Origin of the sequence: Pseudomonas sp. 2VD, from assembly GCF_005503585.1 — a bacterium.
Lineage (GTDB): Bacteria > Pseudomonadota > Gammaproteobacteria > Pseudomonadales > Pseudomonadaceae > Pseudomonas > Pseudomonas aeruginosa.
In genome coordinates, this window is sequence record NZ_SCND01000135.1 from 1 (window position 1) to 14,280 (window position 14,280).

General features: G+C 68.2%; 14 protein-coding genes. 9 read left to right on the forward strand and 5 right to left on the reverse strand.

All coding sequences use genetic code 11. The features are described 5' to 3' along the window. Window positions 1-259: 259 nt before the first annotated feature. From FFS27_RS16200 to FFS27_RS16215, 4 genes are read left to right on the forward strand one after another with little or no spacing between them, the layout of a single operon-like run. Entirely contained in the window at window positions 260-982 is a 723-nt protein-coding gene (locus FFS27_RS16200) for an ABC transporter permease (RefSeq protein WP_003092982.1), read from the forward strand. Beyond that, window positions 982-1,917, forward strand: coding sequence for a glycine betaine ABC transporter substrate-binding protein (locus FFS27_RS16205; protein WP_021265230.1), 936 nt, complete (start codon window positions 982-984; stop codon window positions 1,915-1,917). The genes FFS27_RS16200 and FFS27_RS16205 overlap by 1 nt, the downstream gene beginning before the upstream one ends. Further along, window positions 1,917-2,579 carry an ABC transporter permease gene (locus tag FFS27_RS16210; RefSeq protein WP_003092985.1) on the forward strand — a complete coding sequence of 221 codons (663 nt, stop codon included), beginning with the start codon at window positions 1,917-1,919 and terminating at the stop codon, window positions 2,577-2,579. The genes FFS27_RS16205 and FFS27_RS16210 overlap by 1 nt, the downstream gene beginning before the upstream one ends. Before the next feature lie 12 nt (window positions 2,580-2,591). Beyond that, window positions 2,592-3,755, forward strand: coding sequence for an osmoprotectant ABC transporter ATP-binding protein OsmV (locus FFS27_RS16215; protein ID WP_003111591.1), 1,164 nt, complete (start codon window positions 2,592-2,594; stop codon window positions 3,753-3,755). A gap of 127 nt (window positions 3,756-3,882) precedes the next feature. On the opposite strand, the gene FFS27_RS16220 is transcribed toward FFS27_RS16215, so the two are convergent. From FFS27_RS16220 to FFS27_RS16235, 4 genes are read right to left on the reverse strand one after another with little or no spacing between them, the layout of a single operon-like run. Then, window positions 3,883-4,791, reverse strand: coding sequence for an efflux RND transporter periplasmic adaptor subunit (locus FFS27_RS16220; RefSeq protein ID WP_009313419.1), 909 nt, complete (start codon window positions 4,789-4,791; stop codon window positions 3,883-3,885). A 36-nt stretch (window positions 4,792-4,827) separates the two neighbouring features. Further along, complete coding sequence (locus tag FFS27_RS16225) at window positions 4,828-5,028, reverse strand: DUF1656 domain-containing protein (RefSeq protein WP_003082823.1); 201 nt, start codon at window positions 5,026-5,028, stop codon at window positions 4,828-4,830. Further along, window positions 5,018-7,213 (reverse strand): FUSC family protein, encoded by a 2,196-nt coding sequence (locus tag FFS27_RS16230; protein ID WP_003092992.1) that lies wholly within the window; start codon window positions 7,211-7,213, stop codon window positions 5,018-5,020. The genes FFS27_RS16225 and FFS27_RS16230 overlap by 11 nt, the downstream gene beginning before the upstream one ends. Next, entirely contained in the window at window positions 7,210-8,700 is a 1,491-nt protein-coding gene (locus FFS27_RS16235) for an efflux transporter outer membrane subunit (protein WP_031635145.1), read from the reverse strand. Before FFS27_RS16235 ends, FFS27_RS16230 begins: the two co-directional genes overlap by 4 nt. A 245-nt stretch (window positions 8,701-8,945) precedes the next feature. Between FFS27_RS16235 and FFS27_RS16240 the strand changes: the two genes are divergently transcribed. Both FFS27_RS16240 and FFS27_RS16245 read left to right on the forward strand, forming a co-directional pair. Beyond that, window positions 8,946-9,899: a LysR family transcriptional regulator gene (locus FFS27_RS16240; RefSeq protein WP_003092994.1), complete on the forward strand. Its 954-nt coding sequence runs from the start codon at window positions 8,946-8,948 to the stop codon at window positions 9,897-9,899. 94 nt (window positions 9,900-9,993) lie between these two features. Beyond that, on the forward strand, window positions 9,994-10,971 hold the full coding sequence (locus FFS27_RS16245; protein ID WP_003137762.1) for a 2-hydroxyacid dehydrogenase: 978 nt from the start codon (window positions 9,994-9,996) through the stop codon (window positions 10,969-10,971). A 17-nt stretch (window positions 10,972-10,988) separates the two neighbouring features. Here the strand turns inward: FFS27_RS16245 and FFS27_RS16250 are convergent, their stop codons facing one another. Continuing rightward, entirely contained in the window at window positions 10,989-11,891 is a 903-nt protein-coding gene (locus FFS27_RS16250; protein WP_021265232.1) for a DMT family transporter, read from the reverse strand. Window positions 11,892-12,016: 125 nt separating this feature from the next. Between FFS27_RS16250 and mdrR1 the strand changes: the two genes are divergently transcribed. The 3 genes from mdrR1 to FFS27_RS16265 all read left to right on the forward strand — a co-directional run. After that, window positions 12,017-12,898, forward strand: coding sequence for a transcriptional regulator MdrR1 (mdrR1, locus tag FFS27_RS16255; protein ID WP_003132628.1), 882 nt, complete (start codon window positions 12,017-12,019; stop codon window positions 12,896-12,898). A gap of 100 nt (window positions 12,899-12,998) precedes the next feature. Continuing rightward, the gene (locus FFS27_RS16260; protein WP_003092999.1) at window positions 12,999-13,508 is read left to right on the forward strand and encodes a sigma-70 family RNA polymerase sigma factor; all 510 of its coding nucleotides are present in this window, start codon (window positions 12,999-13,001) and stop codon (window positions 13,506-13,508) included. Then, a partial coding sequence (locus FFS27_RS16265) for a FecR domain-containing protein (RefSeq protein ID WP_137952098.1) occupies window positions 13,505-14,280 on the forward strand: 776 nt, incomplete at its 3' end. The genes FFS27_RS16260 and FFS27_RS16265, both read left to right, overlap by 4 nt.

A 14,280-nucleotide genomic window follows, 5' to 3' on the forward strand; every position in this document is an offset into this window, starting at 1 on the left:
CCCTTCTCGCCCGCTCCCCCGGGAAAATTTCTTCGTTCGCCGCCAGCCCAGGCGAGACGGCGGCTGCGGCCGCTTGCCCAGGCCCGGTCATGGCACAAGCATGGCCGTTTCGTTGAACCTCCGCGAACGACGAACGGTCAACCCTTTCAGGGTCGGCAATTCGGTGCCCATCCGAAGCCTTTGATTTCCGGCCTGTTTCCGCGCTTCGACGAAGCGCCCGACAGCGTAGCCAACGCTCATTCCGAAGGGAGTCCCGACCATGGTGAAAACCTGTGGCAAGGCCCTGCTCGGCCTCTGCGCCGCAGCCGCCGTACTGGCCTTGCTGATCCACTGGATCACCCCCGCGACCATCCTCCACTACCGCGAGGACCTGCTGTTCTACTTGCAGGCCCACCTGGTGCTGGTCTTCAGTTCGATGGCGGCCGCCCTGCTGGTCGGCGTGCCGGCCGGCATCCTGCTCAGCCGTCCCGGCATGCAGGCCCAGGCCGAACGCCTGATGCAGGTGTTCAACGTCGGCAACACCATCCCGCCGCTGGCGGTGCTGGCCATCGCCCTGGCGATCATCGGCATCGGCAACGGCCCGGCGATCCTCGCCCTGTTCCTCGCCTCGCTGCTGCCGATCGTGCGCAACACCTACGAGGGCCTGCGCAATGTCTCGCCGGCGCTGAAGGAAGCCGCCACCGGCATCGGCATGACGCCCAATCAGGTGCTGCTGCGGGTGGAACTGCCGAACGCGGTGCCGATCATCGTCGGCGGCGTGCGCGTGGCCCTGGCGCTGAACGTCGGCTCCGCGCCGCTGGCGTTCCTGATCGGCGCCAACAGCCTGGGCAGCCTGATCTTCCCCGGCATCTACCTGAACAACCACCAGCAACTGCTGCTCGGCGCCGCCTGCACGGCGCTCCTCGCCCTGCTGCTGGACGCCCTGGTGGTGCTGTTCAGCCGCATGTTCCTGGAACGCGGCCTGACCGCCAAGGAGGCCTGATGAACCGACTGATCCGCTCACTCTGCCTGGCCTGCGCCGGCCTGCTCGCCGCCGGCCTGGCGCAGGCGGAAACCCTGCGCATCGGCGGCAAGACTTTCACCGAGCAACGCATCCTCACCGCCATCACCGCGCAGTTCCTGCAGAAGCGCGGCTACGACGTGACGGTCACCACCGGCCTGGGCAGCACCCTGGCCCGCGCCGCCCAGGAAAGCGGCCAGCTGGATATCGTCTGGGAGTACACCGGCTCGTCGCTGATCGTCTACAACCACATCGACGAGAAGCTCGACGCCGCGGCTTCCTACCGCCGGGTCAAGCAACTCGACGAAGCCCAGGGCCTGGTCTGGCTGAAGCCGACCCGCTTCAACAACACCTATGCCCTGGCCATGCCCGAGGAACAGGCCGAGCGCCTGGGCATCCAGAGCGTCAGCGATCTCGCGTGGGTGCTCGCCGAACAGCAGGAGGCCGAGCCCGGGAGCACCCACCTGTTCGCCATGGACCCGGAGTTCGCCGGCCGCCCCGACGGCCTCGGCCCCATGAGCGAGCTGTACGGCCTGCACTTCACCCGCAACGACATCCGCCAGATGGACGCCGGGCTGGTCTACACCGCGCTGAAGAACCGCCAGGTGTTCCTCGGCCTCGTCTACACCACCGACGGCCGCCTGAAGGATTTCAAGCTGCGCGTGCTGAAGGACGACAAGCAGTACTTCCCCTTCTACAACGCCGCCCCGGTGGTGCGTAAGGAGGTCATGCAGCGCCATCCGGAGTTCGCCACGCTGTTCGATCCGATCATCGAGCGGCTCGACGACGCCACCATGCAGGCGCTCAACGCGCGGGTCGATATCGAGCAGCAGACGCCACAGAAGGTCGCCGCCGACTTCCTCCGCGAACACCGCCTGCTCGACGACGGCCAGGCCGGCCAGGGAGGTAGCCAGTAATGGACTTCTTCAGCGTGCTTTCCCATCTCGACTGGTCCCAGGTCGGCCAGCTCACCCTCCAGCACCTGCTGCTGGTACTGGTCGCCGTAGGCCTGGCGATCCTCGTCGGCGTGCCGCTGGGCGTGCTGATGACCCGCTTCACGTGGCTGGCCGGCCCGTTGCAGGGCGCCGCCACGGTGATGCTGACCATCCCCTCGATCGCCCTGTTCGGCCTGCTGATGCCGGTCTACTCGGTATTCGGCCAGGGCCTCGGGCCGCTGCCGGCGATCACCGCGGTGTTCCTCTATTCGCTGCTGCCGATCCTGCGCAACACCTACCTCGCCCTGACCGGCGTCGAAGCGGGCATCCGCGAGGCCGGCAAGGGCATCGGCATGACCTTCTGGCAACGCCTGCGGATGGTCGACATTCCCCTCGCGGTGCCGGTGATCCTCGCCGGCGTACGCACCGCCGTGGTGATGAACATCGGCGTGATGACCATCGCCGCGGTGATCGGCGCCGGCGGCCTGGGCGTGCTGATCCTCACTTCCATCAGCCAGAGCAACATGCCGATGCTGGTGGTCGGCGCGGTACTGGTCAGCCTCCTGGCCATCGTCGCCGACCTGCTGCTGCAATGGCTGCAACGCATCCTCACCCCCAAGGGACTGCGCGCCAGCGCGCACTGACAGGAGCCGAACATGATCGAACTGGACAAGCTCAGCAAGACCTTCACCCAGAAGAACGGCAAGGAGTTCCGCGCCGTCGATTCCGTCAGCCTGACCGTGGAGAAAGGCGAGATCTGCGTCTTCCTCGGCCCCTCCGGCTGCGGCAAGACCACCACCCTGAAGATGATCAACCGGATCATCCCGCCGACCTCCGGCCGCGTGCTGATCGACGGCCAGGACACCGCGGACCTCGACGAAGTCACCCTGCGCCGCCACATCGGCTACGTGATCCAGCAGATCGGCCTGTTCCCGAACATGACCATCGAGGAAAACATCATGGTCGTGCCGCGCCTGCTCGGCTGGGACAAGGCGCGCTGCAAGGAGAAGGCCCGCGAGCTGATGAGCATGGTCAAGCTGGAGCCCAAGCAGTACCTGCAACGCTACCCGCGCGAACTCTCCGGCGGCCAGCAGCAGCGCGTCGGGGTGATCCGCGCGCTGGCGGCGGACGCGCCGCTGCTGCTGATGGACGAGCCGTTCGGCGCGGTCGATCCGATCAACCGCGAGTCGATCCAGAACGAGTTCTTCGAGATGCAGCGCAAGCTCGGCATGACCGTGATCATGGTCAGCCACGACATCGACGAAGCCATCAAGCTGGGCGACAAGGTGGCGGTGTTCAAGAGCGGCCGGCTGCTCCAGTACGACCACCCGGATACCCTGCTGGCGCACCCGGCGGACGAGTTCGTCAGCGCCTTCACCGGCCAGGACAGCACGCTCAAGCGCCTGCTCCTGGTGCGCGCCGAGGACGCCGCCGACAGCAGCCTGGTCACCGCCCGGCCGCAGACCCCGGTGGCCGAGGCGCTGGAACTGATGGACGAGAACGACCGGCGCTACCTGATCGTGGTGGATGACCAGGGCAAGGGCCTGGGCTACGTGCGACGCAAGGACCTGCGCCGCCAGGAAGGCACCTGCGAACCGTTCATCACCCCGTTCCGGGTCACCGCCAGCCACGACGAGCACCTGCGCATCCTGTTGTCGCGGATGTACGAGTTCAACAGCTCCTGGCTGCCGGTGCTCGACCCGGACCAGCAGTTCCTCGGCGAGGTCACCCAGGAATCCATCGCCGACTACCTCAGCTCCGGCCGCTCGCGCGGCGGCAAGGGCCTGATCGTGTCGCCGGCCGAACAGGTCGGAGCGTAGGCCGCCGGGTGGATATTCACCGCCGGCAGCCGCCAACCGCAGCGTATTCCTGGCGAGTGGCGCCCTCTTCCGCCCCGCCGAAACGAAAAAGCCCGGCATCCGCCGGGCTTCTCCATGCCTCTTTCACTCAACCGGCCCGCCCCGGCGCGTGCGCCGCCGAGGCCTGGTCGTCGCGCCCTTGCGGCTTGACGATCACCGTGCAGGTGATCCCCGCCGAGAGCAGCACGCCGTCCGGCACTTCGTCGATGTGTACCCGCACCGGCACGCGCTGGGCCAGGCGCACCCAGTTGAAAGTGGGGTTGACGTCGGCGGTCAGCTCGCGGCTTTCCGGGTTGTCGCGGTCGTAGATGCCGCGGGCGATGCTTTCCACGTGGCCCTTGAGGTGTTCGCCGCTCATCAGTTGCATGTCCACCGGGTCGCCTTCGCGGATGTACGGCAGCTTGGTTTCCTCGAAGTAGCCGTAGACCCAGTAGGAGTTCTTGTCGATCACCGCCATCTTCGCCTCGCCGACCCGCGCGTAGTCGCCACGGTGCACGTTGAGGTTGGTGACGTAGCCGTCGACCTGCGCCACCACCCGGGTGCGCTCCAGGTTCAGGCGCGCGGCGTCGAGCTGGGCCTTGGCCTGCTCGTAGTCGGCCATCGCCGCGGCGGCGGTGTTGTGGGCGTCGTCGCGGCTTTCTCGGGAGACCACCATCTCATCCATTTCCGCGCGCCGCCGGGCGTTCAGCTGGCGCATCTCCAGGGTCGCCTTGCGCGAGGCGACCAGCGACTCGGCCTGCTTCACCGCGATGCGGTAGTGGTCGGGGTCGATCTGCATCAGCAGGTCGCCTTTCTTCACCAACTGGTTGTCGCGCACCGGGACGTCGACGACGATCCCGGAAACGTCGGCGGCGACATTGATCACGTCGGCGCGCACGCGACCGTCGCGGGTCCAAGGGGTGTCCATGTAGTTGACCCACAGGGTCCGCCCGATGAATACGGCGACCAGCAGGATCAGCAGGGTCGCCAGCAGGCTGATTACGGATTTCAAGGTCATGGTCGGCTCACGATAACGAAGAGGTGCGCTACCGCCTCAGCGGTAGATGGTCAGGGACAGGCCGCCGTACAGGCAGGCGAACAGGCTGACCCGGAACAGCGCCGGGTGCCAGGTGAAGCGATACAGGCCAACCGAGGCGAAGATCCGGTCGAGGCCCCAGGTGAGCGCCGCGGCGATCACGAACAACAGCGTCAGGGTCGGCATGTAGACCCCATGGATGGCGATTTCACGAGGCATGGACGGTACCTTGGCCGCTCGTCCGACCGGCCAGTTCGGTCAGCGGCGAGGTCGGCGCGAGCAAGGAAGAACGGATGAAGTGCAGGTAGCTGCGCACCCGCCGTAGCGGCGAGCTGTCGAAGTGCGGCGCGCAGGGTTCGTCGGTGTGCCTGGCCGCGTGGATGGCCTGGTCGACGGCCGCCAGGGCGCGCTCCAGGTTCTCCGCGCCGGGGCGCACGAACAGCCGGATCAGGGCCCGCCCCATGGCGCGGATCGCCTGGCGCCAGGGCATGGCCTCGGCGTAGCAGGGTTCGTCCGGCAGGCGCTCCTGCTCGCGACGCAGCTCGATGATCGCGTGGCCGACCTCGAGCACCAGGAACATCCAGCGCAGCAGGCCGCGCTGCACGTCCGGGCGCCCGGCAGCGACGCCATAGGCCTGGTTCAGCAGGTCGCGGGTGCCGCTTTCGAAGGCCGAGCCAAGCCCCCTGCTCCTGCCGCTGATGGCGAACACCACGCGCATCCGCAGGTCGCGCTCGAGGCGCTTCCACAGCCAGGCGCTGTTGGGCGGCAGAATGACCGCGGCGGCCGCGGCCGAGAGCAGCATCGAGAGGATCAGGGCGATGTACTCGTTGATCACGTGGGCCGGGTCGTAGACGGTCAGGTTCGCCGGCACCGAACCGAAGCAGAAGAACACCAGCAGGCCGAGACCGTAGCCGGCCCACTGCGGCCGCGAGGAGATGAACGCGCCGAGGGCGAACACCGGCGCCAGCACCAGGCACAGCAGCGGGAAACCGTCGATGTGCGGGTAGACGAAGAACATCTCGCTGAAGCCGAGCAGCGCCGCCGCCATGGTGCCGATGGCCATCTGCATGGCGACCTTCTTCGGGTTCGGCGCCGCCGAGGCCAGCGCCGAGACCGCCACCGCGTTGAGGGCGAAGGTGCCGCCGCTGGGCCAGGTGCTGTAGATCCAGAAGCAGCCGAACAGCAGGATCATCAACCCGGTGCGCATCCCCGCCACTGCCGCCGCCACCGCGTTGGCCTTGGCGGTGAAGGCGTCCTTCCACTGCTCGCGCTCGTGGCGGTGGGCGGCCAGCGAGGCATGGGTCAGGGCGTAGTCGTGCATTTCCTCGGCGAAACGGTAGAGCAGCTCGGCGGCGGTATTGAAGTCCAGCCGCGCCTCTTCGCCCGGCTCCCGCGCCAGCAGCTCGCCGCGCGCCTGGCGGATACGCGCCATCAGGCGTTCGCGGCAGTCGGCGAGGCGCTGGGCGAAGCGCTCGGCGTCATGGTCGGTGACGGCGCGGCCACGGATCTCCTCGAGCAGCCCGGTGATTTCCTCCAGGCACGGTTCGAACGCTTCCAGCACCTGGGTGGAGCCCTGCGCGCGCAGGCGTTCGAGCAGTTGGTGGAGGGCGTGGAAACGGGTATTCATGGCCATGAACTCGCTGCTCAGGCGAATCAGCCGGCCATTGCGCAGGCGCATGTGCGGATCCTCGAAGGCGCTCGCCGCGCGCATCGTCTCCAGGCCCACGGCCTGGGCGGCGAAGGCCACGTTGCTGCTTTCGAAGCGCTCGCGCCCGCCGACCCCGCGCAGGCTGTCGAGGACGAACGCAGCGAACAGGCCGAAGCGCACGTACAGCGCATTGCGCATCGCCGCGCTGGTGGTCTGCGGCATGATCACCGCGCTGACCACCCCCGAGCAGAGAATCGCCAGGCTGATTTCCAGGACCCGCCAGATCGCCTGCATGAAGGCGCCTTCCGGATGGCTGGTGGCGGGGATGCCGATCAGCGTCGCGGTGTAGCCGGCGAGCACGCAGGCGTAGGAGCGGAAGTCACGGTAGCGGGCGGCCCCGGCGGTGCAGAGACCGATCCAGATCGCCGAGCTGAGCAGGAACAGCACCCGCTCCTGGGCGAACAGGGCGATCAGGGTGACCATCACGCTGAGGCCGACCAGGGTGCCGAGGATGCGGTAGAAGCTCTTGGCGAACACCTGGCCGCTCTGCGGCTGCATGACGATGAACACGGTGATGGTCGCCGTGCTCGGTTGCGGCAACTCCAGGCGCATCGCCAGCCAGAGGGTTAGGAAGGCCGCGCAGAGCACCTTGAACACGTAGATCCAGGTCGCCCCGTCGCTGCGCGCCCACTCGGCCAGCGCGCGCCGCCACTCGTCGCGGCTGGGCAGGGCGAAACCAGCGGAGCGGCCACTCATCGCAAAGACACCGCTCTGACCGGGACGTTCTCCGGCGCCAGCTTCCGCTGCGCCGGCGTATCGGCGCCGGCCCCGACGCCGCCGCCGAGGGCGGTGAGCAGGCTGGCGTGGGCGGCCAGCCGGGCGGCCTGCACCTGCTCCTGGACCAGTTGCTGCTGGAACAGCCGGGTCTGCGCGTTGAGCACGTTGAGGTAATCGGTGAGGCCGCGCTGGTAGGCCAGGGTGGCGATATCGTAGGTCTTCTGCGCGGAAGCCACCGATTGCGCGGCGAAGTCCTTCTGGATGTCCACCGAATGCAGGCGGATCAACTGGTCGGAAATGTTCTTCAGCGCATCCACCAGGGTCTGGTTGTATTGCTCCACCGCCGCGTCGTAGCCGGCCGCCGCCTCGCCCAACTGCGAACGCAGGCGGCCGCCGTCGAAGATCGGCAGGGTCACCGCCGGGCCGGCGCTGTAGGTGTACTTGGCGCTGCGGAAGAACTCCAGCATGCCGCCGCCGACGGCACTGAAGCCGACCGAGGCCATCAGGTCGACGTTGGGGTAGAAGTCGGCGCGCGCCACGTCCACGCCCTTGGCCAGGGCGGCGACCTGCCAGCGGCGGGCGACCACATCCGGGCGGCGACCGAGCAGTTCGGCCGGCAAGGCGCTGGGCAGGCTCGGCTGCGCCGCCAGGTTCAGGCTTGGCCGGCGGATCGTGCGGCCCTCGCCCGGGCCCTTGCCGGCCAGGGCGGCGAGCAGGTTGCGGGTGAGCTGGATTTCTTCGTCGATCACCTCGATGCGGCGCTCGGTCTCGGGCAGCGGCACTTCCGCCTGGCTGACCTCGAAATGCGTGCCGATGCCGCCGCGCAGGCGACGCTGGGCCAGGGCGAGGATGTCGCGCTGCTGTTGCAGCATGGCCTTGGCGATGTCCATCTCGGCGTACTGCAACGAGAGCTGGACGTAGGCGCGCACGATGTTGCCCTCCAGCTCGAGCTGCGCCTGGCGCGCCTCGGCGGCGGCCATGTGGGCCAGGTCGACGGCGCGCTCGCTGTCGCTGCGGTCGCGCCCCCAGAGATCGAGCTTGTAGTTCAGGCCGATCTCGGTGGAGTTGTTCCAGGAAGTGGTCCGCGCCAGGTCGCCGGGGCCGTAGAAATAGTCGTCCGGCCAGCGGTGGCGGACCAGCGAGCCCTTGCCCTCGATCTGCGGCGACTCGATGGACTCCACCAGCCCGGCCATGGACTTCGCCTGGCGTACCCGCGCATGGGCTACCGCCAGGCCTGGATTGCCGTCCAGCGCCTTCTCGATCCAGGCGTCCAGCTGCGGATCGGCATACACCTTCCACCACTGCGCCTGCGGCCAGCCGGCCTCGCGGGCGGCAGCCTGGATCGCATGGTCGGTGGCCAGGGCGTTGGCGTCGAGCGTGGCGGCCTGGGGGGCGATATCGCCTGTACTGACACAACCGGATATTGCGGAGAAAACGACGAGAAAACCGACGAAGGAGCCGACCAAGGTCAGTTCCTTCCTGAGAGCACGCGGCACGTTGTCTGATCCTGGAGGGGCGAAGCACGGAATTTGAACGGTACGGGCGCCGTTCAACCCGCTCGAGCGTTCGTGCGCTCGGGGGCCGATGAATTTTAAGAGGCTGGCGGCTGCTGATAAGCTGGCTCAAGTGCGATTGTTTATTGCGTAATGTGAAATAATCCGCCCTCGCAACAATCTGACACACTTCTGCGCGTGCCTAGGAGGCCCCGTCGATGGACACCCTGCAAAACATGCGAGCCTTCGTCTGCGTGGCGGAAACCGGAAGCTTCACCGCGGCGTCCCAGCAGCTCAACACCACCACCGCCTATGTCTCGCGGGCGGTGGCCAACCTCGAGACGCACCTGCGCACCCGCCTGCTCAACCGTACCACTCGTCGCATCGCCCTCACCGAGGCCGGCCAGCGCTACCTGCTGCGCTGCGAGCAGATCCTCGCCTACGTCGAGGAAGCCGAGGCCGAAGCGAGCGACGCCCATGCCCGCCCCGCCGGCAAGCTGAAGCTGCATTCGATGACCGGCATCGGCCAGCACTACGTGATCCGCGCCATCGCCGGCTACCGCCAGCAGTACCGCGACGTGACCTTCGACCTGACCATGGCCAACCGCGTGCCGGACCTGCTCGACGAGGGCTTCGACGTGGCCATCGTGGTGGCCTCCGAGCTGCCCGATTCCGGCTTCATTTCCCAGCGCATCGGCGAGACCTACAGCATTCTTTGCGCCTCGCCGGAGTACCTGCGCCTGAACGGCACGCCGAGCGAGCCTTCGGAGCTGGCCAGCCACGACTGCCTACGGCTGGTCAGCCCGGTGGTGCCGCTGGATCGCTGGCTGTTCGACGGCCCCAACGGCCAGGAAATGGTCTCCATCGGCGCCTCGCCGTTCCAGGTCAATGTCGGCGACGCCATGACCGAGGCGATCCGCTCCGGGCTGGGCATCGGTATCCTGCCGGTGTATTCGGCCATCGAGGACCTGGGCAAGGGCACCCTGGTGCGGGTCCTGCCGCAACACCGCCTGCAACAGCTCAACGTCTATGCGCTGTACCCTTCGCGGCAGTATCTCGACGCGAAGATCAAGACCTGGGTGGAATACCTCAAGGAAAGCCTGCCCGGCCTGCTCCAGCGCGACGAAGCGGCGCTGGTGGAGCTGGGCCTGGAACTCGGAAGACCCTCCTGAGCCGATAATCGCCCGCCCAGTGGCGGGCCCCTGCCCGCCGCTTCGATGGCGGTGGTATGGTCGGCGCTTTCGCTCCCGCTTGCAGAGTCCCGTCATGAAAAAGAACGTCTTCGTCTTCAGTCGCCTCGCCCCCGAGCATCTCGAACGCCTGCAACGCCAGTTCAACGTCCGCGTGCTCGAACCGAAACAGGGCGACATCGACGCCCAGTACGCCGCCGCCCTGCCCGATACCCACGGCATGATCGGCGTCGGCCGGCCGCTCGGCGCCAGGCAACTGGAACAGGCGAAGCAGCTGGAAGTCATCTCCAGCGTCTCGGTCGGCTACGACAACTATGACTTGGACTACCTGAACCGCCGCGGCATCGCTCTCACCAACACGCCCGACGTCCTCACCGAGACCACCGCCGACCTCGGCTTCGCCCTGCTGATCAGCGCCGCGCGACGGGTCGCCGAACTGGACGCCTGGGTCAAGGCCGGGAACTGGAAGCGCACCGTCGATGCCCCGCAGTTCGGCACCGACGTGCATGGCAAGAAACTCGGCATCCTCGGCCTCGGCCGGATCGGCGCGGCCATCGCCCGGCGCGGCCGTTTCGGCTTCGGCATGCAGGTGCTCTACCACGGCAACAACCGCAAGCCGGAACTGGAACAGGAACTCGGCGCGCGCTTCCTCGGCTTCGACGAACTGCTCGGCGAGGCCGACTTCGTCTGCGTGGTGGTGCCGCTGGGAGCGCAGACCCGGCGGTTGATCGGCGCGCGCGAACTGGGCCTGATGAAGCCCTCGGCGATCCTGGTCAACGTCGCCCGCGGCCAGGTGGTCGACGAGGCCGCGCTGGTCGCCGCCCTGCGGGAGAAACGCATCCTCGGCGCCGGCCTGGATGTCTACGAGAAGGAACCGCTGGCCGAATCGCCGCTGTTCGCCCTGGACAACGTGGTGACCCTGCCGCACATCGGCTCGGCCACCCACGAGACCCGCCGGGCCATGGCCGAGCGGGCGCTGCAGAACTTCGAGGCGGCCCTGCGCGGCGAGCGGCCGCTGGACCTGGTCAATCCACAGGTGTGGCGACGCGGCTGAGCGCGCCTCGCTCTCCGCTAGGTCGAGCGCGCCGGCCCGGCCAGCGCCGGCGCCTTCGCCTTGCGGAACACCAAGACGTTGCCGAGCATCACCAGGACCAGCCCGGCCAGCGCCGGTGCGGTCCAGCGGTAGCCCTCGGCGAAGGCCGAGATGTTCAGCGCCACCACCGGGAACAGCACGGTGCAGTAGGCGGCGCGATCCGGGCCCATGCGCCCGACCAGGGTCAGGTAGGCGGTGAAGCCGATCACCGAGCCGGGGATCGCCAGGTATAGCAGCGAGCCGACGTAGCGCGCGCTCCAGTCGAAACTCAGCGGCACGCCCTGGAACAGGCACAGCGCCAGGAGGATCAGGGTGCCGTAGAGCATGCTCCAGGCATTGCCGGTGAGCGGGCGGATCCCGGCCTTCTGTTGCAGGCTGGAAAGCATGTTGCCGGTGGAGAAGCACAGCGTGCCTAGCAGGGCCAGGCCGAGGCCGTAGAAGGTTTCCGGGGTGGCCTGGTGACCCACCAATTCCGGCCAGAACAGCAGCCCCAGACCGAGCAGGCCGAGACCGCCACCGGCCATCACGTTCGACGCGATGCGCTGGCCGAACCACAGGCGGGCGTTCAGCGCATTCCACAGGGTGGCGGTGGAGAACACCACGGCCACCAGGCCGCTGGGAATCCACTGGCTGGCGGTATAGAAGCAGATGAAATTCAGGCAGAACAGGCATACGCCCTGGGCCATGCACAGGCGTTGGCCCCGTGCGTCGAGCCTTTGCAGGCGGCGGCCGAGCAGCAGCACGGCGAACAGCACCAGCGCCGCCAGGGCGAAGCGGTAGGCGATCGACAGGGTGATCGCCACCGGGCCCATCTGCAGTTTGATGGCGATCCAGGTGGTGCCCCAGATGAGCACGGTGAGCAGGTACAGCGAAAGATTCATGGCGACTCCGCAACGACAGGATGCCGTCAGTCTGCGGGCGAAGCCGGGCGCGACCATTGTCCATTCTTGCGCTTTTCATCCGCCGCCTCTCGCGGCAGCGTCCGGGCGCGGGTAGCATGGCCGGCATGCACCAACCCAGCGATTTCCAGGTATTCCGCACCCTCGACCGGACCTCCAATGCGCGCCTGCTGCGCAGCAGCACGCTCAGCGACGGCCTGGCGCTCGCCCATTGGTACCGCGACGAAGCGGAGATCCTCGGCTACAGCGACCCCGGCCATCACACCCTGTCGCTCTACCTGCAGGGCGGCTGGCAGACCTTCCGCCGCGATCGTCCCGGGCTCTATGGCGGCCCCGATCGCTTCTGCGTGATGCCGGCCGAACACCACTCCGACTGGGCGGTGACACGCGGCCTGGGCTTCATGCACCTGTACATCAGCCCGGAACGCCTGGCCGGCGCGGCGGTACGCACCCTCGATTGCGAACCACGCAGCCTGCAACTGGAGGAGCGCACCTACATCCAGGACGAGCCGCTGGCCGCCCTGTGCCGGACCCTGGAACGACAGGACTGGAACGAACCCGGCGAGCGCCTGCTATGCACCAGCCTCGCCCACCAGGCGGTGGACCACCTGCTGCTCACCGGGTGCGGCAGGCGTACCGACGTACGCTGGCAGGGCGGGCTGGCCGCGCACGTGCGGCGGCGCCTGGCCGACTACATCGAAAGCCACCTGGAGCAGCCGCTGGAACTGGGGTCGCTGGCGGAGCTGGCGGCGCTCTCCGAGTACCACTTCGCGCGCATGTTCCGCGTCTCCTTCGGCCTGCCGCCGCACCGCTACGTGCTGGAACGACGCCTGGCGCGGGCCCGCGACCTGCTGGCGTACTCCGCGCAGTCGCTCCAGGAGGTCTCGCTGGCCTGCGGCTTCGCCAGTCCGAGCCATTTCAACCGGCGCTTCCGCGAAGCCCATGGCGCCACCCCGGGGCAGTACCGCGCCGCCCTGAAAGCCTCCTGAAAGCCAGGCGCCGACAGCCTGCGGTTGTAGGCAGGCATTCCCGCAGCATAAAATGATAACTATTATCATTCGTTAATCCTTCTGCTCCGGGAATGTCCAGGTGTCGAGCGCCGACCTCGCCCACGCGGCCGCGTTGCATACCCTCTACAGCGACCACCACCACTGGCTCACGGGCTGGCTGCGGCGCCGCCTCGGCTGCCCGCAGAACGCCGCCGACCTGGCCCAGGACACCTTCGTCAAGGTCCTGGTTTCGCGCCAGGCCGCGCGCATCGACGAACCGCGCGCCTTCCTCACCACCATCGCCCGCCGCGTGCTGTGCAACCACTACCGCCGCCAGGACGTCGAGCGCGCCTACCTGGAAGCCCTGGCCAGCCTGCCCGAGCGGGAAGTCCCCAGCGAAGAGACCCGCGCCATCGTCCTGGAGACCCTGGTCGAGCTGGACCGCCTGCTCGACGGCCTACCGCCGCTGGCCAAGGAGACCTTCCTGCTGGCCCAGCTCGACGGCCTGGGCTACGCCGAGATCGCCACGCAGCTGGGCATCTCCCTGAGCAGCGTCAAGCGCTACATGCTCAAGGCTGCGCAACGCTGCTACTTCGCCGAGCTGCCATGAGCCTGCCCGCCGCACCCAAGGTGCCGCCGCAGGTGGCCGAACAGGCCGTGCGCTGGCTGGTCGAGCTGCAGGGCGGCGCCGACGACGAACGCCTGCGCCAGGCCTGGCAGCGCTGGCGCCAGGCGGCCCCGGAACACGAGCAGGCCTGGCGCCACATTGAGGCGGTCAACCAGCGCCTGGCCGGGATAGGCACGCCACTGGCCCTGGCCGCCATCAACGCACCGCATTCGCCGCAACGCCGGCGCGCGCTGAAGACCCTGCTGCTGGTCCTGGCCGCCGGCGGCAGCGCCTGGGGCCTGCGCGAGAGCGGCAGCCTGCAGCGCTGGAGCGCCGACTATGCCACCGGCGTCGGCGAACGCCGGCGCCTGGCCCTGGCCGACGGCAGTCGCCTCGAGCTGAACAGCGACACGGCGGTGGATGTACGCTTCGATGCCGGCGAACGGCGCCTGCTCCTGCTGCGCGGGGAAATCCAGCTCAGCACCGGCCAGGACCCGCGCCCGCTGCACGTGTACAGCGCGGAAGGCCGGCTGCGACCGGTGGGCACCCGGTTCGACGTGCGCCAGTTCGCCGGACGCACCCGCGTCGCCGTCCACGAAGGCGCGGTGCAGGTGGAGAACCACGCCGGCCAAGGCCTGCTGCTGCCCAGCGGCCGGCAGCTGGACTTCGACCGCGAGCGACTCGGCGTTCCGCAGCCGTTGCCGGTCGGCAGCGGCGCCTGGACCGACGGCATGCTGGTGGCCGCCGGCATGCGCATGGACGAATTCCTCGCCGA

What these genes read in the sequence shown, in the direction of transcription:
- mdrR1 (WP_003132628.1), top strand. Translation starts at nt 12,017, where the DNA reads ATGCACCAACCCAGCGATTTCCAGGTATTCCGCACCCTCGACCGGACC.
- FFS27_RS16230 (WP_003092992.1), bottom strand. Translation starts at nt 7,213, where the DNA reads ATGAGTGGCCGCTCCGCTGGTTTCGCCCTGCCCAGCCGCGACGAGTGG.
- FFS27_RS16200 (WP_003092982.1), top strand. Translation starts at nt 260, where the DNA reads ATGGTGAAAACCTGTGGCAAGGCCCTGCTCGGCCTCTGCGCCGCAGCC.
- FFS27_RS16240 (WP_003092994.1), top strand. Translation starts at nt 8,946, where the DNA reads ATGGACACCCTGCAAAACATGCGAGCCTTCGTCTGCGTGGCGGAAACC.
- FFS27_RS16215 (WP_003111591.1), top strand. Translation starts at nt 2,592, where the DNA reads ATGATCGAACTGGACAAGCTCAGCAAGACCTTCACCCAGAAGAACGGC.
- FFS27_RS16250 (WP_021265232.1), bottom strand. Translation starts at nt 11,891, where the DNA reads ATGAATCTTTCGCTGTACCTGCTCACCGTGCTCATCTGGGGCACCACC.
- FFS27_RS16210 (WP_003092985.1), top strand. Translation starts at nt 1,917, where the DNA reads ATGGACTTCTTCAGCGTGCTTTCCCATCTCGACTGGTCCCAGGTCGGC.
- FFS27_RS16245 (WP_003137762.1), top strand. Translation starts at nt 9,994, where the DNA reads ATGAAAAAGAACGTCTTCGTCTTCAGTCGCCTCGCCCCCGAGCATCTC.
- FFS27_RS16225 (WP_003082823.1), bottom strand. Translation starts at nt 5,028, where the DNA reads ATGCCTCGTGAAATCGCCATCCATGGGGTCTACATGCCGACCCTGACG.
- FFS27_RS16205 (WP_021265230.1), top strand. Translation starts at nt 982, where the DNA reads ATGAACCGACTGATCCGCTCACTCTGCCTGGCCTGCGCCGGCCTGCTC.
- FFS27_RS16220 (WP_009313419.1), bottom strand. Translation starts at nt 4,791, where the DNA reads ATGACCTTGAAATCCGTAATCAGCCTGCTGGCGACCCTGCTGATCCTG.